This window comes from Synechococcus sp. BMK-MC-1, from assembly GCF_014279955.1.
Lineage (GTDB): Bacteria > Cyanobacteriota > Cyanobacteriia > PCC-6307 > Cyanobiaceae > Synechococcus_C.
This window is the reverse complement of sequence record NZ_CP047939.1, coordinates 731,247-750,649: the sequence shown is the minus strand read 5'-3', so window position 1 is coordinate 750,649 and position 19,403 is coordinate 731,247. Positions and strand designations below refer to the sequence as shown.

The 19,403-nt window shown below is 59.7% G+C and carries 23 protein-coding genes; 12 read left to right on the top strand and 11 right to left on the bottom strand.

The annotated features are described in order from the left end of the window. Positions 1-3: 3 nt before the first annotated feature. From SynBMKMC1_RS04005 to SynBMKMC1_RS03995, 3 genes are read left to right on the top strand one after another with little or no spacing between them, the layout of a single operon-like run. The gene (locus SynBMKMC1_RS04005) at positions 4-1,692 is read left to right on the top strand and encodes a cbb3-type cytochrome c oxidase subunit I (RefSeq protein WP_186472792.1); all 1,689 of its coding nucleotides are present in this window, start codon (positions 4-6) and stop codon (positions 1,690-1,692) included. A gap of 3 nt (positions 1,693-1,695) precedes the next feature. Further along, on the top strand, positions 1,696-2,301 hold the full coding sequence (locus tag SynBMKMC1_RS04000) for a heme-copper oxidase subunit III (RefSeq protein ID WP_186472791.1): 606 nt from the start codon (positions 1,696-1,698) through the stop codon (positions 2,299-2,301). Between the two features lie 39 nt (positions 2,302-2,340). Continuing rightward, the gene (locus SynBMKMC1_RS03995; RefSeq protein WP_186472790.1) at positions 2,341-3,861 is read left to right on the top strand and encodes a GMC oxidoreductase; all 1,521 of its coding nucleotides are present in this window, start codon (positions 2,341-2,343) and stop codon (positions 3,859-3,861) included. Here SynBMKMC1_RS03995 and SynBMKMC1_RS03990 read toward each other — a convergent pair. From SynBMKMC1_RS03990 to gorA, 6 genes are all read right to left on the bottom strand, one after another. After that, on the bottom strand, positions 3,858-4,328 hold the full coding sequence (locus SynBMKMC1_RS03990) for a hypothetical protein (RefSeq protein ID WP_186472789.1): 471 nt from the start codon (positions 4,326-4,328) through the stop codon (positions 3,858-3,860). The genes SynBMKMC1_RS03995 and SynBMKMC1_RS03990 overlap by 4 nt on opposite strands. Positions 4,329-4,393: 65 nt before the next feature. Next, the gene (locus SynBMKMC1_RS03985; protein ID WP_186472788.1) at positions 4,394-5,038 is read right to left on the bottom strand and encodes a hypothetical protein; all 645 of its coding nucleotides are present in this window, start codon (positions 5,036-5,038) and stop codon (positions 4,394-4,396) included. Next, complete coding sequence (locus SynBMKMC1_RS03980; RefSeq protein ID WP_186472787.1) at positions 5,001-5,360, bottom strand: hypothetical protein; 360 nt, start codon at positions 5,358-5,360, stop codon at positions 5,001-5,003. Before SynBMKMC1_RS03980 ends, SynBMKMC1_RS03985 begins: the two co-directional genes overlap by 38 nt. Continuing rightward, complete coding sequence (locus SynBMKMC1_RS03975; RefSeq protein ID WP_186472786.1) at positions 5,357-5,719, bottom strand: hypothetical protein; 363 nt, start codon at positions 5,717-5,719, stop codon at positions 5,357-5,359. The genes SynBMKMC1_RS03980 and SynBMKMC1_RS03975 overlap by 4 nt, the downstream gene beginning before the upstream one ends. Continuing rightward, entirely contained in the window at positions 5,719-6,240 is a 522-nt protein-coding gene (locus SynBMKMC1_RS03970; RefSeq protein ID WP_186472785.1) for a MotA/TolQ/ExbB proton channel family protein, read from the bottom strand. Before SynBMKMC1_RS03970 ends, SynBMKMC1_RS03975 begins: the two co-directional genes overlap by 1 nt. A gap of 87 nt (positions 6,241-6,327) precedes the next feature. Then, positions 6,328-7,689: a glutathione-disulfide reductase gene (gorA, locus tag SynBMKMC1_RS03965; protein ID WP_186472784.1), complete on the bottom strand. Its 1,362-nt coding sequence runs from the start codon at positions 7,687-7,689 to the stop codon at positions 6,328-6,330. Between the two features lie 149 nt (positions 7,690-7,838). On the opposite strand from gorA, the gene SynBMKMC1_RS03960 reads away from it, so the two are divergent. Genes SynBMKMC1_RS03960 through SynBMKMC1_RS03950 form a run of 3 tightly spaced genes read left to right on the top strand, consistent with a single transcriptional unit; the run spans position 7,839 to position 9,313 of the window. Beyond that, a complete protein-coding gene (locus tag SynBMKMC1_RS03960) occupies positions 7,839-8,081 on the top strand; it encodes a hypothetical protein (protein ID WP_186472783.1) in 243 nt (80 codons plus the stop codon). 6 nt (positions 8,082-8,087) lie between these two features. Then, positions 8,088-8,612 carry a DUF2808 domain-containing protein gene (locus SynBMKMC1_RS03955; protein WP_186472782.1) on the top strand — a complete coding sequence of 175 codons (525 nt, stop codon included), beginning with the start codon at positions 8,088-8,090 and terminating at the stop codon, positions 8,610-8,612. Positions 8,613-8,656: 44 nt separating this feature from the next. After that, complete coding sequence (locus SynBMKMC1_RS03950) at positions 8,657-9,313, top strand: ParB-like protein (protein ID WP_304623078.1); 657 nt, start codon at positions 8,657-8,659, stop codon at positions 9,311-9,313. On the opposite strand, the gene dnaA is transcribed toward SynBMKMC1_RS03950, so the two are convergent. Further along, positions 9,310-10,704: a chromosomal replication initiator protein DnaA gene (gene dnaA / locus SynBMKMC1_RS03945; RefSeq protein ID WP_186472781.1), complete on the bottom strand. Its 1,395-nt coding sequence runs from the start codon at positions 10,702-10,704 to the stop codon at positions 9,310-9,312. The genes SynBMKMC1_RS03950 and dnaA overlap by 4 nt on opposite strands. Before the next feature lie 86 nt (positions 10,705-10,790). On the opposite strand from dnaA, the gene SynBMKMC1_RS03940 reads away from it, so the two are divergent. From SynBMKMC1_RS03940 to SynBMKMC1_RS03930, 3 genes are read left to right on the top strand one after another with little or no spacing between them, the layout of a single operon-like run. After that, positions 10,791-11,945, top strand: a complete 1,155-nt coding sequence (locus SynBMKMC1_RS03940; protein ID WP_186472780.1) for a trypsin-like peptidase domain-containing protein — start codon at positions 10,791-10,793, stop codon at positions 11,943-11,945. After that, positions 11,942-12,583 carry a TIGR04282 family arsenosugar biosynthesis glycosyltransferase gene (locus SynBMKMC1_RS03935; RefSeq protein ID WP_186472779.1) on the top strand — a complete coding sequence of 214 codons (642 nt, stop codon included), beginning with the start codon at positions 11,942-11,944 and terminating at the stop codon, positions 12,581-12,583. Before SynBMKMC1_RS03940 ends, SynBMKMC1_RS03935 begins: the two co-directional genes overlap by 4 nt. Next, positions 12,580-13,281, top strand: a complete 702-nt coding sequence (locus SynBMKMC1_RS03930) for a TIGR04283 family arsenosugar biosynthesis glycosyltransferase (protein ID WP_186472778.1) — start codon at positions 12,580-12,582, stop codon at positions 13,279-13,281. The genes SynBMKMC1_RS03935 and SynBMKMC1_RS03930 overlap by 4 nt, the downstream gene beginning before the upstream one ends. Here SynBMKMC1_RS03930 and SynBMKMC1_RS03925 read toward each other — a convergent pair. Beyond that, positions 13,278-13,781, bottom strand: a complete 504-nt coding sequence (locus SynBMKMC1_RS03925) for a GNAT family N-acetyltransferase (protein ID WP_186472777.1) — start codon at positions 13,779-13,781, stop codon at positions 13,278-13,280. The two genes, SynBMKMC1_RS03930 and SynBMKMC1_RS03925, sit on opposite strands and share 4 nt — an antisense overlap. Positions 13,782-13,860: 79 nt before the next feature. On the opposite strand from SynBMKMC1_RS03925, the gene SynBMKMC1_RS03920 reads away from it, so the two are divergent. Then, positions 13,861-14,616, top strand: a complete 756-nt coding sequence (locus SynBMKMC1_RS03920; protein ID WP_186472776.1) for an alpha/beta fold hydrolase — start codon at positions 13,861-13,863, stop codon at positions 14,614-14,616. On the opposite strand, the gene SynBMKMC1_RS03915 is transcribed toward SynBMKMC1_RS03920, so the two are convergent. Both SynBMKMC1_RS03915 and hisG read right to left on the bottom strand, forming a co-directional pair. Next, complete coding sequence (locus SynBMKMC1_RS03915; RefSeq protein WP_186472775.1) at positions 14,589-16,418, bottom strand: ABC transporter ATP-binding protein; 1,830 nt, start codon at positions 16,416-16,418, stop codon at positions 14,589-14,591. The two genes, SynBMKMC1_RS03920 and SynBMKMC1_RS03915, sit on opposite strands and share 28 nt — an antisense overlap. Further along, a complete protein-coding gene (hisG, locus tag SynBMKMC1_RS03910; protein ID WP_011932604.1) occupies positions 16,418-17,071 on the bottom strand; it encodes an ATP phosphoribosyltransferase in 654 nt (217 codons plus the stop codon). The genes SynBMKMC1_RS03915 and hisG overlap by 1 nt, the downstream gene beginning before the upstream one ends. Before the next feature lie 29 nt (positions 17,072-17,100). Here hisG and gloB point away from each other — a divergent pair, with 29 nt between their 5' ends. Continuing rightward, a complete protein-coding gene (gene gloB / locus SynBMKMC1_RS03905) occupies positions 17,101-17,868 on the top strand; it encodes a hydroxyacylglutathione hydrolase (RefSeq protein WP_186472774.1) in 768 nt (255 codons plus the stop codon). Here gloB and SynBMKMC1_RS03900 read toward each other — a convergent pair. Then, positions 17,843-18,973: an ABC transporter ATP-binding protein gene (locus SynBMKMC1_RS03900; RefSeq protein WP_186472773.1), complete on the bottom strand. Its 1,131-nt coding sequence runs from the start codon at positions 18,971-18,973 to the stop codon at positions 17,843-17,845. The genes gloB and SynBMKMC1_RS03900 overlap by 26 nt on opposite strands. Here SynBMKMC1_RS03900 and SynBMKMC1_RS03895 point away from each other — a divergent pair. Next, the gene (locus tag SynBMKMC1_RS03895; RefSeq protein WP_186472772.1) at positions 18,972-19,370 is read left to right on the top strand and encodes a RidA family protein; all 399 of its coding nucleotides are present in this window, start codon (positions 18,972-18,974) and stop codon (positions 19,368-19,370) included. The genes SynBMKMC1_RS03900 and SynBMKMC1_RS03895 overlap by 2 nt on opposite strands. The last annotated feature ends 33 nt before the right edge of the window (positions 19,371-19,403 follow it).

Below are 19,403 nucleotides of genomic sequence, written 5' to 3'. Positions count from 1 at the left end.
TTCATGACATCCACCAATTTCGATCCACGCATCCTCAAAGCGCCCCATCCCGTGCCCGGGGCCCCAGACAACTGGAAGCGCTTTTTCAGCTTCAACACCGACGCCAAGGTGATTGGCATTCAATACATCGCCACCTCGTTGCTTTTCCTGCTTGTGGGTGGGCTCCTGGCCATGGTGATGCGGGGTGAACTGATCACTCCACCAGCTGATCTTGTTGATCCCAGCGTCTACAACGGTCTCTACACAATGCACGGAACAGTAATGCTGTTCCTCTTTCTTTTCCCGGTTCTGAATGGTCTCAACAATCTGTTGATTCCCACCATGATCGGTGCGCCCGACATGGCCTTTCCCAGGCTCAATGCAGCAGCGTTCTGGCTTGTGCCAGTGTTTGCTCTGCTGCTGATGGGAAGTTTCTTCATTCCGGGTGGACCGGCGCAGTCTGGCTGGTGGTCCTACCCGCCGATCAGCATCCAGAACCCTCTCAATCACTTCGTGAATGGAGAACAGCTCTGGCTGCTTGCCGTGGCACTCTCTGGCGTGTCGTCCATCTTCGGCGCCATCAATTTCGTCACCACAATCATCAGAATGCGGGCCCCAGGCATGGGCTTTTTTAAGATGCCCCTGTATTGCTGGACAGCCTGGGGAGCCCAGACGATTCAGCTGATCGGCCTTCCAGCACTGACGGGTGGCGCCATCATGTTGCTGTTCGATCTGAGTTTCGGGACCAGTTTCTTCCGACCTGAAGGCGGCGGCGATCCTGTTCTTTACCAACACTTTTTCTGGTTCTACTCACACCCTGCGGTGTATGTGATGGTGCTCCCGGTGTTCGGCATTTTCTCCGAAGTTTTCACCTGCTACGCGCGTAAACCGCTGTTCGGCTACAAGTTTGTGGCTCTGGCCTCGTTCGGAATTGTGTTTCTGTCGCTGATCGTGTGGGTTCACCACATGTTCTACACAGGCACCCCGAACTGGATGCGCATCCTCTTCATGTTCACCACCATGACCATTGCTGTGCCGACGGGGGTCAAAGTGTTCGCATGGGTCGCCACACTCTGGGGAGGAAAGCTTCGTTTAACCACACCCATGCTCTTCTGCCTGGGTGGCTTGCTGAATTTCATTTTCGCTGGGATCACCGGCGTGATGCTGGGAACCGTGCCGATCGATATCCATGTTGGGAACACTTACTTCGTTGTGGCACATTTTCACTATGTGATTTTCAACGCCATCGTGCTAGGCGTCTTCGCCGCCGTTTATCACTGGTTCCCGAAATTCACTGGTCATATGTACTACGAAGGCCTGGGAAAGGTTCACTTTGCCCTCACCTTCATCGGATGCACGCTGAACTGGCTCCCCCTGCACTGGGCGGGACTGCTTGGCATGCCCAGACGGGTGGCGTCATACGACCCTGAATTCGCCATTTGGAACGTTCTTGCCAGTATCGGCGCGTTTCTTCTGGGGGTAGCCTCGATTCCCTTCATTCTCAACATGGTGAGCTCCTGGGCACGGGGGCCCAAGGCACCCCCCAATCCATGGGGAGCTATCGGCCTGGAATGGCTTTTGCCCTCACCACCCCCGGCAGAGAACTTCGAGGACGATGTTCCAACCGTTCTCAACAACCCCTATGGCTACGGGCTGAATGAGCCCTTTGTGGCCGATGAGGAGTTTTACATCCGACGCGCCCAGGAGGCCTGACCCATGACCAGCTTGGATTCATCCCAACAACTCAATCACACGCCGGGATACATCAAACACTCCGGCCACAACCTCACGGGGTTTGTGATTTTTCTGTGCTCGGAAAGCATCATCTTTCTGGCATTTTTTGCAGGATTTACACTGTTTAAAATCACATCCCCTGAATGGCTTCCTCCAGGCGTTGAGGGCCTGGAAGTGAGGATGCCACTCATCAACACAATCGTATTGGTGAGCTCAAGCTTTGTGGCCTATTTCGCCGAGCGCTACCTCCATAAAGGCAACCTCTGGGGCTTCCGAATCGTGTGGTTTATCACCATGCTGATGGGCGCTTATTTTGTGTATGGTCAATATGTTGAATGGTCAAGTCTGGAATTCGGCCTTGGCAGCGGTGTCTTTGGAGGAACGTTTTACCTCCTAACAGGATTCCATGGGTTGCATGTGATTACAGGCATTGGCCTGATGGGGTTGATGCTGTTTCACTCCTTCCGCCCGGGAAACTACGAGAAAGGAGACATGGGCGTCACCGCGGTGAGCCTGTTCTGGCACTTTGTGGATGTGATTTGGATCATCCTTTTTGTGCTGATTTACGTGTGGCAGCGCACCAACTGATTTCGCTGCATCAACCGGTTTCAATACAACACTTCCGCCATGATCATCGACGATCGCCACTACGACATCATCGTCATCGGCAGCGGCGCCGGGGGCGGAACTCTGGCAGGGGCACTGAGCCGACAGGGCCGACGGGTGCTCCTGCTTGAACGTGGCGGAGCCATGGCCCTCAGCGACCAGAACGTGGCTGATGTTGATCTCTTCCGCAAGGACCGCTATCACCCACGCAACGAACGCTGGTTCGGACCGGATGGTGATCCGATCGCCCCACAAACCACCTATGCCTTAGGGGGCAACACCAAGATTTGGGGGGCCGTTCTCGAACGCATGCGCGAGAAGGACTTCGATGATCTCCCTCTTCAGAACGGTATTTCCCCACGCTGGCCCTTCAACTACCAGCACCTGGCCCCCTTTTATGACCAGGCCGAACACCTTTATCAAGTGCACGGCAAATCGGGCGTGGACCCCACCGAACCGGCCCGCAACGGTGACTTCGGCCACGCACCAAAACCGTTGATGCCCTTTCTTGAGCCCTTGCGGGAAGGGCTCAAGCGCCAAGGCTGTCAGCCCTACGACCTGCCCTTGAGCTGGTCGAGCAGTCAGGAAGACCCCAGCGGTGACGCCCAGCTGTACGGACTTGACAACGCCGATTCCGAAAAGCTCGAGGTGCGATCGATGGCCCGGGTAGTGCGGCTCCATGTGAACCCAAGCGGCCGCGAGGTCAAAGCTGTGGAAGCCGACGTAGACGGTGAAACCTGGTTGTTCTCAGCGGATGTTGTTGTGCTCGCGGCGGGAGCGATCAACACAGCAGCCATCCTGCTGCGCTCCAGCAGTGAAAAGCACCCCCGCGGCCTCAGCAACGGGTCCGATCAGGTGGGTCGGAATCTGATGAATCTTCAGCTCACCTCGATTCTCCAACTGGCAGCTGAACGCAATAACGGTCGTTATGCCCGTTCGCTTGGCGTGAATGACTACTACTGGGGTGACAAAAATGTGAGCTTCCCCCTCGGTCACATCCAGGCTGCTGGAGGTGTTCTGCAGGATGCCCTGTTTGCCGAATCACCACCGGTGCTGTCCCTTGTCAGCAAGTTGATCCCTGATTTCGGCTTGGAACGGCTGGCCTCCCGCTCAGTGGCCTGGTGGGCGATGACGGAAGTGCTTCCCGACCCCCACAACAAAGTGTGGCTGAACAATGATCAGATTCGCATCAATTACCTGCACAACAATCGGGAGGCGCATGACCGCCTTGTTTACCGCTGGATCGACACCTTGACGGCCGTCGAAGCGGATCCCATCACCAAAGTGGTGACCAAAGCGCCGACACACCCCCGCGGGGAAGCGCCATTGAGTGTGGTGGGGTACGCCTGCGGCACCTGCCGCATGGGCGACGATCCCGCTGCATCAGTGGTCGATGGCGATGGTCGTTCCCACGAGCTCGACAACCTTTACATCGCTGATTCCAGCGTGTTCCCGAGTTGCCCAAGCGTCGGCCCGGGGCTCACCACCATCGCCTTAGCCCTACGCATGAGCGAAGCCCTCAAGCAACGCTTCGATGGCTAACGGGGCAGCAGAAATGCCCGAATCTTGCCAATGGGTCCACTGGCGTTGTCGTCATGAATCAGCGCACCACTGATTAAGCCTCCGGCGATCAGCGCGTTGGGAATGATCCTTGAGGCCAGCCGTGCTTCCAGCTCCCCGTTCACTTCGTCTTCCGGATAGAGGCTGAGCACGGTCATCACTTCTCGATCGTCCATGCCGTGGCGCACCAGTGGCGTCAGCAAAGCATCAGGCAGAAACCCCTGGCCTCCATAACCAAAACGGTGCTGAATGGCATGAAAAAACTCATGACGGGCCACTTCGCCAAGGGATCGCTGCCCTTGCTTCGCAGCATCAGAGCAGAGGCTCACCCTTTGGCGATCCGGGTCAAAACTTCCCAAGTAATGGGCCGTGGCCTCACAACCGTCCCCGCCGTTCACGGTGGTGACACCTGCAAACGACGCCAGAAACACCAGAACGAATAAGGGCATCCATCGTTAACAATCTCTTAACCGCCATTCTTACGGGTCTTAACACCATTCTCAAGTAGGAATTGCTACTCAATTAACGAACGGCGGACGATCCAGACGGACTCATCTCTGGCGCGAAGCAGGAACTGCGTGTCTGCCGATGTGATCACAAGCGCGTTCAACTGCTTCGTGGTGCGAGGGCGAAAGGCCTTCAGCGGCACCTCCCGCACTTCGGAGTCTTCGGGAAACGCACCCAACGCCTCAGGCCAGCTCTCCACGGGATCTGCTGTCTCCCACAAGGAGCTAATTCGCTCAATCTCCAGGGGTGGTAACAACGCCACTCGGCTTGAGCCTTCGGCCTCTTCTTGCCCATCGGGGCGATTCGGCTTCTCGGCCCGATCGGCATCGTTGTCGATTGAGCAATCTGGATCCTTCGTCCCCTTGGACGGGTCATCGAGAAGAGTGGGAGCAGGTGGCGGCGGCAAGGTGTCGCTCAGATTCAGGCCAACCGCGGCCAAGGAGCGGCTCTGGGCCACGCGCCGGCTCAAGCGCACCAACTCACGGGAATTGTCCACAACTCTGGGAGGCGTGGGGTTCTCCGACGTCCGAGTCGCCAGCACGGTGCTGGTTCCAATCACAGCGGCATGTCCGGCGATTGCGATCGCCACCGGCAGGGCCACCAAAGAGAGGGTCTCAGGAGCGCGCCGCCGCAGGGAGTTGAAGATCCACATCGAGAGAGCTGGAATCGAAGAACGGAATCAGGTCCTGCACCACTCCCCAGGGAACCTGAGGAGCCAGGGACACGCGGATGCGCGTGTCCGGATCAAGACGATTGAGGCGAGCGAGCAGTGCCGGGATCATCGATCGCTCAATCGGTTGATTCCAAAGACGCAGACCACCATCGGCAGCGAGATGGATCACGATCACACCGTCGCTCGCCGGCCGCTGTTGGTGCCACTGGGGGAGCAACAGCATGGCTGTCGCCCCAAGGGTGAGGCAAAGAGAGGCCACCGAGTAGCCGAGAGCGCGACGCTGAGCGAGAGGAAGGGTCATGGGGTCATCACCTCCGCATCACCCTGCAAACGCACCGGGATCGATGACTGGCGCCTGAGCCAGGCAAGGTCGGCGGCAACGGCCGCTGCAGGCAAGGCGCTGGAAGGAAGCAGCACAAGCTCATCCGGCCGGTCGTCACGCTGATCAAGCTGCCGACTGAGCACGGCAGCTGACATGGGTTGTCCATTGAGGTACCAACTGCCTCCAAGGGATCGGACCACCAACCAACGCGTCGGTGCAGTGGTCCCAGACCACTCGCTTGGCCTCGATGTGGAGGGTTGATCGACAAGCAACGGAAGGGATGCGAGGAACGTCGTTAGCGTCAACACAACAACGCTGAACGAAAGAACGAGGGGCATCAGATCTGGCCGGAACGGCGCTCCAGACAACGATCGGAAAAGGCATCCAGAACCACTTGGGCGCGAAGGCGGTTCAGGCGTTGCACCAAGAGGGCCAGAGCCGCAATGGAAAGACCAAGAACCGTGCCGACGAGCACCTGGCCATAGCCGGCGATCAGGTCTCCCCCCTGCGACGGCAGGGTGAGTCCGGGGCCGAGCGCTTGCAGCAACTGCATCAAGCCGATCACGGTGGCCAACAACCCCAGAAGAGGCCCGAGAACCATGCAAAGTTCAAGAAGTCCATCCCATCGGCAAAGCTGGCGCTCGAGGCGCTCCTGAAGCAACTGCTGACGCAGTGACGCTTGCGATGGCTTGAGTTGATCCAGTTCAGGCAGAGCAAGTTCAGGGCTGACACGATCGCCGCGGCCCCATTGCCACCAGAAGCGAAGACGCTCCACCCCAATCGAAACAACAGCGATGGAGACCAGCATCAGGGGCACGATCAGCACCCCTCCACGACGCAGAGCCTCAAGTGTCAGCACTGCTCGATCCAACGCACTGCGCGCAAATTAGTGGGTCTTCTTAAGCCCCGCAGTGGCGCTGAACCTTGACAGCGCTTGGCCCGAGGATCAGGCCATGGTGACGAATTCCTCTGACACGGTGGGATGGAGAGCCATGGTGCGATCAAAGTCGGCTTTGGTGGCACCCATCCCAACGGCAATCGCTGCCATCTGAACGACTTCAGCGGCGTGCTCTCCCACCATGTGACAGCCCAGCACCTTGTCGGTGCGCGCCTCAACGACCAGCTTGAGCAGGGTGCGCGGACCACGCTTGGGCAGTGCCTGGGCCATGGAGCGGAACCGTGCCCTGTGGATCACCACGGCATCGGCGCCCAATCGGCTGAACGCGGCTTCTTCAGAAAGGCCGACAGTGGCCAGCTCGGGCTGACTGAACACAGCACTCGCAACAAGGTCGTGATTCACCTGGCGCGGCCGGCCGCCAAATTCGGTGTCGGCAAACGCTCGGCCCTCATCCACGGCCACCGGGGTGAGGCAGATGCGATCGGTCACATCTCCCACCGCGAAGATATGAGGAACAGTGGTGCGCTGGTCAGCGTCCACCGCAAGCTTCCTGTCCTCACTTGAGAGGCCTGCGGCTTCAAGATTCAATCCCTGCAGGAAAGGCTGCCGCCCGGTCGCCAGCAGCACTCCTCCGGCGGGGATTCGCTCTCCTTGATCCGTTACAACAACCAGATCGCCGGGCGAGCCCTCGATGGCAGCAGGACTCGTGGAACAACGCAGGTCCACACCCTTCTCCACCATGCCCTCCTGCACAGCGGCCGCGAGTTCCCGATCGAAACCACGCAGGACACCATCGCGCCGCACCAGCTGGGTCACGGCAATGCCGAGTCCCCGGAGGATGCAGGCGAACTCGCAAGCAATGAAGCCGGCACCCACCACCACCACATGCTCAGGGAAGCGTTCCAGCAAGAACATGTCGTCACTCACCCAGCCCAGCTCTGCACCTGGGATCGAGGGGCGATGGGGACGTCCTCCCACAGCGATGAGAACGCGGTCGGCCTTCAGACAGTGCTCGACATCACCTCCGGGTTTGGAGGACACCGCAATGCGGTGATCATCGTCAAAACGACCCCAGCCGCGGACCAGGGTGACGCCCGCTTTCTCGAGGAGGCTGATGTGCAGAGCATTTAGGCGATCCACCTCAGCCCGCACCGCTTGCAGAAGCACAGCGGTGTTGATCGTCGCCGCAGGGACATCGACGCCATAGCTCGGTGCATCGGCCAGGTGTTCTGATACCTGAGAGCCGTAGACAAGCAATTTCTTCGGCACACACCCACGGATCACGCAAGTCCCGCCAACCTTGTCGCCTTCGACAAGCGCGACACGCGCACCATGGGCCGAGGCCCGTTTGGCGGCAGCGAGACCACCGGAGCCGGCGCCGATCACCACGAGATCAAAAGCTTGGTCCATCAGCCCACCCTGAACTCAATCATTCTGATGAGGCGGCCGCTTCGATCCAAACAATGGGATGTGCGCCGGAATACGGCATTCACGTAAAGGCTTGATTATGGTCTGAGTAAGACCCAAGCCAGGGTTGTTTCATATTTGCCCTAGCCACCATGAGCTCGAAGCGTTTTCGCAGAGTCCAGCCACCGGACAGCTTTCCTCTGCAGGCTGATCAGCGCCGCGAACTGGTCATGATCGTCACCAAAGACGACATGAAGCAGCGTCTCAAAGAACTCGCGAAGGAAGGAAAGCGCGACGACTGCCTCGCTCTCATGCGAGAACTTGGAGACTGGCAGGGCAGCTCCAGCCCCACCGAAGTGCTGTTTGCCCCCCATCTCAGGCGAACCGAGCGCTGATCATCGATGCGACTGATCCCCTCCGTTCTGGCGACCTCGCTGATGCTGGCGCCGCTGCCCGCGCGATCGTTAGAGGTGAATGGCCAGACCAGCTTCGTGGCAGTGCCGACCAAAGCCCGACTGGTGAACTACCAGTGGTACGCCTTTGAGGGCCGTGCGATCTACTACGTGGTTCTTGAGTTTCCCCAAGGAGCCGACGCTGGACTTGGCGGCATCAGTCTTGAACAAATCCGGGGCGTTCAGCCTGCCTTTTCGTACGGGGCTGTCCCGGTGAAAGCATTCATTGGCACGCCGCGGCGAGAAGGCCGAACCATTCCCGCTGTTGCCGAGTTCAGCAATCAGGCTCGCAGCATCAACGTTCAATTCGAAGAACCTGTTTCCCCAGGCAACACAGTGACCGTTGCCTTCAAGGCGGGAACCAACCCTCCGGCAGACCTCTATACCTTCACGCTGGCAGCGATTCCTTTTGGGCCCAATCCGATTCCACAAGTGGTGGGCGTTGTGCAGCTCGATATCCTCAACGCCAACTAAGCCAATCCTGCGAATAAGCTGCTTTAGCGACAGGAGGAGGAGGAGTGCTGCAACGTTCTCAATACGACTCCATTCCTGATCACGGCAGCGACCACGAACTCTTCGAGGTAAGGGTTAATGATCTCCAGCCCACACAGATGTGCGTCGGGCTGTCCGAAGTGTGGAGCAGACAGCAGGATTTCCAGAGCGAAAGCACAAAAGACAGACGCCGTTATCTCCGCGGCAAACCGGTACCGCTCGTCCGCAACCGCCTGGGGCAGCTCTGGATGGTGGATCGCCACCACAGGCTGCGGGCTCTTCTCGAACTGGACCGATCCGTCACCTCCTTCGGCTATGTGATTGCAGAGCTTGAAAGTGAATCCAGGGAGGCAGCGCTTGAAGCTCTGCAAGCACGGGGCTGGCTCTACCTGTTTGACGGTCGTGGCCATGGGCCGTTACCGGCTGCAGAACTTCCCCATAGCCTGCTCGGCCTTCAGGATGACCCCTACCGAAGCCTGGTTTGGAAACTGAAGAAAGAAGGAGTGATCAAACCACAGCCCCTGATTCCATACCACGAGTTCCGTTGGGGACATTGGTTGCGCACCAGGCCCCTGCCTCCTTTCAGTTCCGCCCGCTTGGGGCCAGCCTTGCCGGCAGCGCGATGCCTGGCCCGGTCGGAAGCCGCTCGCCATCTCGCCGGTTGGCGCGGTCTCGATCACTAACGCTTGCGGCGAGAATCAATTTGCAGAAGATCCTTCACCTTCTGCACCTGACTGGCCAGTTGCGGGTCACTCGATAGTTTCTTTTCGATCTGTTCGATGGCATACATCACCGTGGTGTGATCTTTGCCCCCGAAGGTGTCACCAATCCGGGGAAGGCTGAGCCCTGTTCCTTGTCGCATCAGAAACATGCCCACCTGCCGGGCCTTACTGACAGCCCGGCGGCGACTGCTGCTGCGCATGTCATCAACACTGACTCCGAACACTTCAGAGACTTTGTCGATCACCTGTTGCGGGGTCACCTCCACGCCCTGACCACTGGGATCAAGCATCGGAGCAACCGATTCAACCGTCATCGGCATGCCGGTAATGGACGCAAAAGCGACGGCCCTGGTGAGTGCACCTTCCAGCTCGCGGATGTTGGATGTGAACCGTCCCGAGATGTACTGAATGAGGTCTCTGGGCAATGCCACACGCTCCTGCTCTGCCTTCTTCTGCAGGATGGCCATGCGCGTTTCCAGGTCTGGTGCCTGGATGTCGGCAATCAACCCCATGGAGAATCGCGAGATCAAACGCTCTTGAAGCCTGGGAATTTGACTGGGGGGACGGTCACTGGCAATCACAATCTGACGCCCCGCTTCATGGAGCGCATTGAAGGTGTGAAAGAACTCTTCCTGCGTGTATTCCTTGCCCTCAATGAACTGGATGTCATCGACTAAAATCAAATCAGCAGCGCGATAGCGATCACGGAAGGCCTGCATTCCGTCTCGACGGATCGCAACGATCAGATCATTCGTGAAGGTTTCGGTGGAGACGTAGAAGACCCGTGCCTCAGGATCGATTTCAAGCCTGTAATGGCCGATGGCTTGCATCAAATGGGTCTTACCAAGGCCCACACCTCCGCAGATGAACAGCGGATTGAATTCGCGACCCGGTGCCTCCGCCACGGCCAGAGCTGCAGCATGGGCCATCCGGCTGTTCGGCCCCACCACGAATCGATTGAACACGTAGCGCAAGTTCAGGCCGGGGAGACGGCGCAAGGCCTTTGGAGCCGTCGTCACTGCCTCGGGCATGGAGGCCGGCGGCGCTGACTCTGCAGCCTCTGCAGGCGTCCGTGGGTTTGGGGCCTCGGCACGGGGCTCCACGTCCCGGGCCTCCACCATCACCACCACGGAACGCCCGAGAATCTCTCCAGCAACATCAGCGATCGTGCCCGCGTAGTTCTTGCGCAGCCAGTTGCACGCGAAGCTGTTGGGCGCCAGAAGGGTCAGCGTTCCGCCGGTGAAGGCGCTGCACTGCGCAGGCCTGATCCAGGTCTCGAACGTGGGCTTGCTGAGGTTGCTCTGAAGGGTCTGCTGAACCTTGCTCCAAAGTTCACTTCCCGTCAGCTCCACACCCCTCCGGCTTTGCGCAGCTGAATCTACGCACCTCCGGTCGGGCAATCCGTCTTTAATGAGGCACTGAGCACAACCCTCTCTTCATGGCTTCCGCCATCAAGCGTTCCCGCACGTCAATCCTGACCGCGCTGAGTCTTGGCCTTCTGAGCTTCGGCATCAGCAGTTGCGACGGGGCCTGGCGCCAGCGCATCGGCATTGAGAAGCAACCTGTGGCCGAACCGCTCCCGGAGGTGAGTGACGGGCCGCGTTCAGCACCGCTGAAACCCGGAAACAACGTGATCGTGGAAGCGGTGGACCGTGTGGGCCCCGCTGTGGTCCGCATCGACACCCTCAAACGGGTCGCCAGCCCGCTCGGGAATCTATTCGGGGGCCGGGCACCCATCCAGAAGCAGGCTGGTCAGGGATCCGGCTTCATCACCCGCTCAGACGGATTGATCTTCACCAACGCCCACGTGGTAGAAGGTGCTGATCAGGTGTCGGTCACCCTTCCCGATGGCCGCAGTTTCAGTGGGCGGGTTCTCGGCGGAGATCCGCTGACGGATGTTGCGGTGGTGCGCGTTGTGGCCGACAAACTCCCCGTGGCGCCACTGGGCAATTCCAACGACCTCAAGCCTGGAGAGTGGGCGATTGCCATTGGCAACCCCCTTGGACTGAACAACACGGTGACGGCAGGAATCATCAGTGCGGTGGACCGCACCAATGCAGTGGGGGAGGGACAGCGGGTCCCTTACATCCAGACCGATGCAGCCGTGAATCCCGGCAACAGCGGTGGTCCGCTGATCAATGCCTCAGGCCAGGTGATCGGCATCAACACGGCCATCAGGCAGGCACCAGGTGCTGGATTGAGCTTCGCGATTCCGATCAATCTCGCCAAAAGGATCGCTCAGCAGATCATCAGCACGGGTCAGGCGTCCCATCCCTTTATCGGCGTGAGGCTGCAGAGCCTCACGCCTCAGCTTGCCAAAGAGATCAATGCCACCATCGATCTGTGCAAGGTGCCTGAACTCAACGGCGTGCTTGTGATCGAAGTTGTGGAGAACAGCCCCGCTGCGGAAGCGGGAATCAAGCCCTGCGATCTGATCCGCGACGTGAACGGCACTGAGGTTCAGGACCCATCGCAGGTCCAGCTGGCTGTCGACCGTGGTCGCGTCGGGGAGGCGATGCCAATCGTGGTGGAGAGAGACGGAGAACGCCTCACGCTCAACGTCACACCCGAAGAACTCCCTCGACAGCAATGAGCCTTGAGGGTGATGCCGCTGGCCTGCCCACGCTGGTCGTGATGACCCGCTGGCCTGCCAGCGGGCGCTGCAAGCGCCGACTGGCCCAAACCCTTGGGGATGATTCCGCCGCAAGGATTCAGAGCCGTTTGATCAGTCATACGGTGGCCGTGGCCGCGAGCCTTGCTCAGGGCGGGGTTCTGGAGGCGCGCATCGCTGTAAGCGGAGCGGGCCCAAAAGCCTGTCGGCGTTGGATGGCTCCGCAACCGGGCGTGTCCATCAACGCCCAGAGTCGTGGTGGCTTGGGCAACCGTCTCTGTCACGAAGTGCTCAGAGCGCGGAGCGGCCGACCCGCCTCTCCGGTGATCCTGATCGGCACCGATCTGCCCGACCTTCATCAGCAGGACCTTCTGATCGCCATCGACAAACTGACGTGTTCTCCCTTGGTGCTGGGACCGTCCCATGACGGGGGTTACTGGCTTCTGGGGCTCGCTGCAGAGGAGGATCCTCACTGGGCCTTTCACTCCATCCCCTGGGGAACGGATGCGGTCTGCAGACTGACCGTTGAAAGGGCGCGGCATCGGGGAATCACACCTGAGCTGCTGAGTTGGCGCAATGACATCGATACAGTCAACGACCTGCAGGATTGGCTGGCATGACCCTGGCCATCCCATCGCTGAGTGTGGTGATTCCTTGCCTGAATGAGAGTGAGAGATTGCCGTTGTTGCTGGCGGATCTTCAGCGAGGAAGCAACGAACACGAACTGGTGATCGCCGATGGGGGCAGCATCGATGGCAGCCCGGTGATCGCCCGGCTTAGCGGAGCCCAGGTGATCACCGTGGAGCCTGCCGGTCGAGGGCGTCAACTTGCGGCAGGCGCCCGGCGGGCGTCCGGACCCTGGTTGCTGTTTCTCCATGCCGACAGTCGGCTGCCGAAGACCTGGACCAAACGCATCCGCTCGATTCTTCTCGCACCGCAGGCAGCGGCATCCGCCTGGTATTTCGATCTCCACATCCACCCTGGAACCCCGATGCGGCACTTCCTGGCCCAGGCGGTCGCCCTGCGCAGCCGATGGCTGCAAAGGCCTTACGGAGACCAGGGACTTCTCATTCACCAGACTCTTTATGAGAGCTGCGGGGGATTCGCGCCTGTCCCGTTGATGGAAGACCTCGACCTTGTGGAACGACTGAGTGCCGTCGGCACCCTTCGCCCTGTGCGTCTCCCTTTGACCACCGACGGGCGTCGCTGGGACCGTTGTGGTGTGCTTCAGCGCAGTTTGCAGAACTTCAAGCTCAAGCGCCGATGGAAGCAGGGTGTTGCCCTGGAAACACTGGCCCGCGAGTACTACGCGTCTTAGTTGGCGTACCAGAAGCCGCAACGATGGCCGCCGGGCTCTAAGTCCCACCCCAGCCGTTGGTAAAACGGCAAGACCCCCGGATCAGCGAACAAAGTGGCGCGCTCAGTCCCTAAAGCACGTAAACAACTAAGGATGTAATCCATGAGCTGCTTGCCGAGACCTGCCCCCTGATAGAGGGGATGCACGGCCACATCCCAGATCGTGGCCTCGAGCACCCCATCGCCGGTGCAGCGCGCAAAACCAACCAACCGGGGAATGCGCGCGTCATGCCGCCAAAGACCAACCCGCAGAAGGCTGTGATCCAGGGCCTTGCGAACTCTGCGCACCGGCCGACGGCTCCAACCCACCGCCTCCAGCAGCTGTTCCAGCTCCACCAAATCGAAAGCCCGGTGATGACTGAACACCAGAGTGAGCTGCTCATTGGGGGACGTGCACAGCTGGGCCTGCTCGCCGTACATGGCCTGCAGGAGTTCTGGTGTGAGGGAGGAACCGCTGATCACCTGCCAGTGCTTCGTTGGAGTGATCTTGTCGCACCATAGGCCGAGAACACGGCAGGCTGGTCGGGCCTCTGATGCTGTGATGAACGACGCTCCCCTCCTGATCGCCGTGCATGGCTGGATGCTGAGCCGACGGGTTTGGGAACCCTTTGTGCAGAGCTGGGAACAGAGAGGAATCCCTGTCAGCTTGTGGTGCCCTGACCTGCCGGGCTTCGGAGAGCGGAGCCGCCCTAAGGCTCTTCTGCCAACTCTGGCTGCCTACGGACGCTGGTTGGCTGCACAGGCACTGGAGCGCGCAGGAGGTCGGCCCTTCATCCTCATGGGTCATTCCCTCGGAGGAAGCGTTGTGCTGCACGCGGAAGCGGAACTGCGCAGGGATGCCACCCCAGGCTTGCAGGGTCTGGTTTGTGTTGCAGCCGGAGGAGGCATTTATCAGCCCAAACCGTTCCGGCAACTGCGCGCGATCGGCCGGCGCGTGGTCGACCTGCGACCGGAGGTCCTGCAAAGGCTTCCTCCCCCTCTCGGTCACTTGGGTCCAGTGCGTGCCGAGGGTCGCGCGGCCCGTGGCCTTCTTGTGAACAGCACCAGCAGAGCCGCTGTACGCCAGCTGCCGGAGATGGTGACTCAGCTATCCGTGAACAGCCTCTGGATCAGTGGGGAGCGCGACCAGGTCATGGAACCTGGGTATGTCCGCCACCTGGCCGGATACAGCCCCGCTCACGAGTACCGAGAAATCGCCAACTGCGGGCATCTGCCGATGCAGGAGCAACCAGACACGTTGTGCACCGAGATCGAAACTTGGCTGATTGCTCAGAGCCTGGCCAAACCACGCTCCTGAAGTTCAGCCAGTTCGGCGTACAAGCCACCCTGAGCCCGAAGCTGGAGATGGCTTCCCTGCTCTACCAGGCGACCACGACGTAGCACCAGAATTCGATCTGCGGCCTCCACGGTGGCCAAACGATGCGCAATCACCACAGCTGTGCGTCGTTCCAGCAGCCGATCCAGATCCCGTTGCAACGTGGCTTCTGTGGAAGGGTCGAGAAACGCAGTGGCTTCATCCATCACCAAAACGGTTGGATTGCGAATGGCCACCCGGGCAACAGCCAACAGCTGCCTCTCTCCCGAACTGAGATTTCCTCCCCGTTCCCGCAGTTCAGTGTCGAGTCCCTCCGGCAGACGATTAAGGAGGCCACCGAGACCGAGATCCCTGCAAATCTCTTCCAGCTTCTGCTCGTTGATGACCTGATCGAGGCGCAGATTGTCGGCGATGCTGCCGCTGAAGAGGAATGTGTCTTGAAGAACCACACCGAGCTGATGGCGCAACTCGGACAGCGACAAGGTGCGGATGTCTTGACCATCGAGAAGGATTCTCCCCTGTTGAGGCTCGTATAGGCGGCAGAGCAACCGGATCACGGTGGTCTTCCCGGAACCGGTCGGACCGACCAACGCCACATGCTCGCCCGGTGCAATCCGGAAACTGAGGTCTTCGATGATCGGCTCATCAGAGCGATAGGCGAAATGAACGTTTTCGAACACCACTTCCCCCCGCGGCGCCCGGATGAGTTGAAGGGGTTGGGTGGGGGTGGAGGGCTGCGCACCAGCTGCAGTCATGGGTTGCGTCTGGATCTCGAGGGGCTCCTCGAGCAACTCACCAATGCGCTCCACCGCCGTCAGCCCACCCTGGATCTGCGTGAATCGTTCCGCCATCTGGCGAAGAGGATCAAACAGACGCTGTGAATAGAGGATGAATGTGGTGAGCGTGCCTAATCCCATCGCTCCTGCTGTCACCATCCATCCACCCAGTGCCAGAACGATCGCGACGGCACCGAGCGACACCCATTCCAGAAATGCGGAAATGCTGCTGTCGTAGAAGATCGTTCCATTCACGGCCCTTCGGTAAGCCAGACCAGTGGTCTCAAACCGGGCACCGTTAAAGGCTTCCCGCCTGTACATCTGAACCACTTCCAATCCCTGAAGATTTTCCTGAAACTCAGCATTAAGCTGTGAAAGCTCTTCTCGCACCCTGTAATTCGCTTTCCGATAGCGACGCTGCAGCCAGAGGATGAACAGAGTGACCGGAACTTGCGTCACGAGCAGAAGCAAGCCGAGGCGCCACTCAATCAGCAGCATGGAGATAGCAATCACCGTGAGGGACACCAGATCGCCGAGCACACCCACAGCTCCACTGCCAAACACTTCAGCCAGAGCGTCCACATCACTGGTCAGCCTGGTGAGAAGCTTGCCCACGGGCATGCGGTCATGGAACCGGAGCGACAGATCCATGGCATGAGCAAACAAATCACGCCGGATCCGCGCCGTCAGGCGCTGCCCCACGGTTTGAATATTGAATGATTGATATCCCTGCAGAGCCAAACGCAGCAGAACAGACAAAAACAGGGTGCCGATGATCAGGCGGATAGCCATCGTGCTGTCGAGGCTTTGAAGAGCAGGAAGAACCGACTCATTCGTGGCTCCGGCCACACTGCGCAGGACTGAAATGGCCTGACCCACAAGGAGAGGCTGGATCGCTCCAGCCAATGCCAAAGGAACCAATAACGTCAGCGTCAGCAGGAGACGGCGACGATCACGACCCAGATACCGCCCCAAACGGCGGATTCGCTGCAGATCTGATCCCGCCATCAGTTCACACCCACCGCATCATGCGGCGAGCGCTGCATCACATCGATGATGCTTTGAAGCTCGCCTTGATCCAGTCGCAGAGCAAGCGGATGGCCGACAAGGCGAGCCGTCGTATGAAAAAGATCCTCGATGGCCACCAAACCGTTGTCACGCAGGGTGCGACCGGTGGCCACGAGGTCGACAATGGCTTCAGCGATTCCCGTGATCGGTCCGAGCTCCACAGAACCGGTGAGATGCACCAGTTCCACAGGAAGATCGATGGAATCGAAATACTGGCGAGCACAACGGGTGAACTTGCTGGCCACCCTGCAGTGCGGAGGGAGATCAGTGGCTCTGGTGTAACCGCTGGTGTTCTTCACAGCCACAGACATCCTGCAGCCTCCGAAACCCAGATCCACGAGATGGGCCACGGGCATTTGATGTTCACGCAGCACGTCGTAGCCGACGATTCCAAGCTGGGCTTGTCCGTAAGCCACGTACACAGGCACATCTCCATTGCGCACGAGCAGAGCCCGGGCCCGTCCGCAGGTGGAGGGAACCATCAATTGACGGTTATCCGGATCAAGCACCGCTGAAAAATCCAGACCGGCTGCTTGGAAGCGCTCAACGGATTCCCGCAACAGCGCGCCCTTGGCCAGTGCAACGGTGATCATGGACGTGAGCAATCCATTGGACTTTAACGATGAGCCTGAAGCTGGAGAGGGGAGCGATCGCGCCTTTGCCTGTCCTGCAGGACAACATCATCTGGATTTGGTCTTGTGGATCCGAAGCGGTGGTGGTGGATCCCGCTGTTGCCGAGCCAGTGATCGAGGCACTTCAGCAGAAGGGACTGACACTGATCGCCGTGCTCCAAACCCACCATCACGCCGATCACATCGGCGGCACGCCCGACCTTCTTCGTCAATGGCCCGACGCCGCGGTGATCGCCTCAGGACAGGATCGAGGCAGGATCCCTTTCCAGACCCAACCGGTGGCTGCCGGCACACGCTTCACACTGCTTGGTGTGCCTGTAGACGTCATCGACGTGCGTGCGCACACCAGTGCTCATCTCGCCTTTTTCCTTCCGGAGGGCTGTTCGCCAGGCGGACACCCTCCTGCGCTCTTCTGCGGCGACACCCTGTTCAGTGGGGGATGCGGACGCCTGTTTGAGGGCACACCCGACGACATGCATCGGGCCTTGCAGACACTCGCCACCCTGCCTGAGTCCACGCGTGTGTACTGCGCCCACGAGTACACCGAGGGCAATCTCCGCTGGGCCCATGCACTGAAACCTGAAGACCGAGCGATCAAGGCACGACTCGAAGACGTCATTGCGCTGAGAACGCAACACAAACTCACGATTCCGAGCACGCTTGCGGAGGAGCATCGGTCGAACCTCTTTCTTCGCGCACAATCTGCGGCTGAACTCGGTCGATTACGCCAGCTCAAAGACGATTGGAAAGGCTTCTGAGCACCTTGCGTTGCGGGTGCAGCAGCACGGTCACCCCCTCTTGAAGCTGCAACCGACAGCGCAGTCCCCGTTCGTAGTCGTCGGAGAGAGGTCTGAGAAGGCGAAGCTGACGCTCACCGCTCTGCACTCTGTAAAGCCAGCCATGGCCGAGGAATTCCCGTCCCATCACGCAGTCCTCACCGGAAGGATCAGGGTGCAATCCAATCGCTTCCGGCGCAACGAGAACGGTGGCATCGGAGGGCAGCGCCCCCTCACGAAATCCTTCGGGATCGTCCAGATCACCGAGAGGGCAGCGCAGACAACCCGCTGAGGTCTCAGCCCAAACCGGCAGCACATTGCTCTGCAACACAAAGCGACCAACGAAGGGAGTGGCCGGTGATTCCACAAGGTCTCTTGGGCTGGCGCACTGATGCAACGACCCATCGCGCAGAACAGCCACGCGATGACAGATCGCCAGCGCCTCTTCGGGGTCATGGGTCACCAGCACTCCGCTGGCACCACAAGCACTGAGAACGGCTGGAAGTTCACTGCGCAGGCGCAACCTCACCTCCACATCAAGGTTGGAGAAAGGCTCATCAAGGAGCACCACCGATGGGGCTGGTGCCAGAGCCCGTGCCAAGGCCAGGCGCTGTCGCTGTCCTCCTGACAGCTCATGGGGATAGCGCTGCTGAAGCCGCTCGAGGCCGAGCAATTCCAGAAGCCAGCTGGCCCGGCTGGTGTCCTGACCACGGCGTAGGCCAAAGCAGGTGTTCTCCCAGGCATTGAGATGCGGGAACAAGGCATAGTCCTGAAACACCATGCCCACACCGCGCCGCTCTGGCGCCAGGGATCGCCCAGGGGTCGCCACCTCGCGGCCGTGGAGGCGCACAGCCCCTCGGGTCGGGGTCTCAAAACCGGCGATCAGCCGCAACAAGGTGGTCTTGCCACAACCGGATGGCCCCAACAAGCCCACCAACTCTCCGTTGTGAAGCTTGAGATCAATCCCCTGCAGAGTCCAATCATCAGCGGATTCGTTGTAGCGATGCCAGAGGCCATCGATCTGGACGGGCAACGCCCCCATCGGCACGAAACGCGAAGATGCCATTTCATTGTGAAGCTCGACCATGTCCGCAGCGCCGCTTCAGGCCGTGATCACCGACCAGGCTCCGGCTCCAGTGGGTCCCTACAACCAAGCCGTGCAAGCCAATGGTTGGCTTTATTGCTCTGGGCAGATTCCTCTCGACCCCGCTACCGGCGAGATGGTGGGCGGGGGCGATGTGGAAGCGGAAACGCGCCAGGTGCTGAAAAATCTTGAAGCTGTCCTACAAGCAGCCGGCACCTCACCATCGCGGGTGGTGCGCACAACGGTTTACCTGGTGGATCTGAACGATTTTCAAGCGGTGAATGCGATCTATGGCGAATGCTTCGGCGAGGGAGTGAGTCCTGCCAGAGCCTGCGTTCAGGTGGCTGCATTGCCGAAGGGATCACGGGTTGAGATCGATTGCATTGCCTACGTGGGCTGAACGGCATCACGCCCCGACCGATGCGGATCTCCC

Excerpts from the sequence above, each read along its gene's own strand:
- SynBMKMC1_RS04005 (WP_186472792.1), top strand. The coding sequence starts at position 4 with ATGACATCCACCAATTTCGATCCACGCATCCTCAAAGCGCCCCATCCC.
- SynBMKMC1_RS04000 (WP_186472791.1), top strand. The coding sequence starts at position 1,696 with ATGACCAGCTTGGATTCATCCCAACAACTCAATCACACGCCGGGATAC.
- SynBMKMC1_RS03995 (WP_186472790.1), top strand. The coding sequence starts at position 2,341 with ATGATCATCGACGATCGCCACTACGACATCATCGTCATCGGCAGCGGC.
- SynBMKMC1_RS03990 (WP_186472789.1), bottom strand. The coding sequence starts at position 4,328 with ATGCCCTTATTCGTTCTGGTGTTTCTGGCGTCGTTTGCAGGTGTCACC.
- SynBMKMC1_RS03985 (WP_186472788.1), bottom strand. The coding sequence starts at position 5,038 with ATGTGGATCTTCAACTCCCTGCGGCGGCGCGCTCCTGAGACCCTCTCT.
- SynBMKMC1_RS03980 (WP_186472787.1), bottom strand. The coding sequence starts at position 5,360 with ATGACCCTTCCTCTCGCTCAGCGTCGCGCTCTCGGCTACTCGGTGGCC.
- SynBMKMC1_RS03975 (WP_186472786.1), bottom strand. The coding sequence starts at position 5,719 with ATGCCCCTCGTTCTTTCGTTCAGCGTTGTTGTGTTGACGCTAACGACG.
- gorA (WP_186472784.1), bottom strand. The coding sequence starts at position 7,689 with ATGGACCAAGCTTTTGATCTCGTGGTGATCGGCGCCGGCTCCGGTGGT.
- SynBMKMC1_RS03960 (WP_186472783.1), top strand. The coding sequence starts at position 7,839 with ATGAGCTCGAAGCGTTTTCGCAGAGTCCAGCCACCGGACAGCTTTCCT.
- SynBMKMC1_RS03955 (WP_186472782.1), top strand. The coding sequence starts at position 8,088 with ATGCGACTGATCCCCTCCGTTCTGGCGACCTCGCTGATGCTGGCGCCG.
- SynBMKMC1_RS03940 (WP_186472780.1), top strand. The coding sequence starts at position 10,791 with ATGGCTTCCGCCATCAAGCGTTCCCGCACGTCAATCCTGACCGCGCTG.
- SynBMKMC1_RS03935 (WP_186472779.1), top strand. The coding sequence starts at position 11,942 with ATGAGCCTTGAGGGTGATGCCGCTGGCCTGCCCACGCTGGTCGTGATG.
- SynBMKMC1_RS03930 (WP_186472778.1), top strand. The coding sequence starts at position 12,580 with ATGACCCTGGCCATCCCATCGCTGAGTGTGGTGATTCCTTGCCTGAAT.
- SynBMKMC1_RS03920 (WP_186472776.1), top strand. The coding sequence starts at position 13,861 with ATGAACGACGCTCCCCTCCTGATCGCCGTGCATGGCTGGATGCTGAGC.
- SynBMKMC1_RS03915 (WP_186472775.1), bottom strand. The coding sequence starts at position 16,418 with ATGGCGGGATCAGATCTGCAGCGAATCCGCCGTTTGGGGCGGTATCTG.
- hisG (WP_011932604.1), bottom strand. The coding sequence starts at position 17,071 with ATGATCACCGTTGCACTGGCCAAGGGCGCGCTGTTGCGGGAATCCGTT.
- gloB (WP_186472774.1), top strand. The coding sequence starts at position 17,101 with ATGAGCCTGAAGCTGGAGAGGGGAGCGATCGCGCCTTTGCCTGTCCTG.
- SynBMKMC1_RS03895 (WP_186472772.1), top strand. The coding sequence starts at position 18,972 with ATGTCCGCAGCGCCGCTTCAGGCCGTGATCACCGACCAGGCTCCGGCT.
- SynBMKMC1_RS03900 (WP_186472773.1), bottom strand. The coding sequence starts at position 18,973 with ATGGTCGAGCTTCACAATGAAATGGCATCTTCGCGTTTCGTGCCGATG.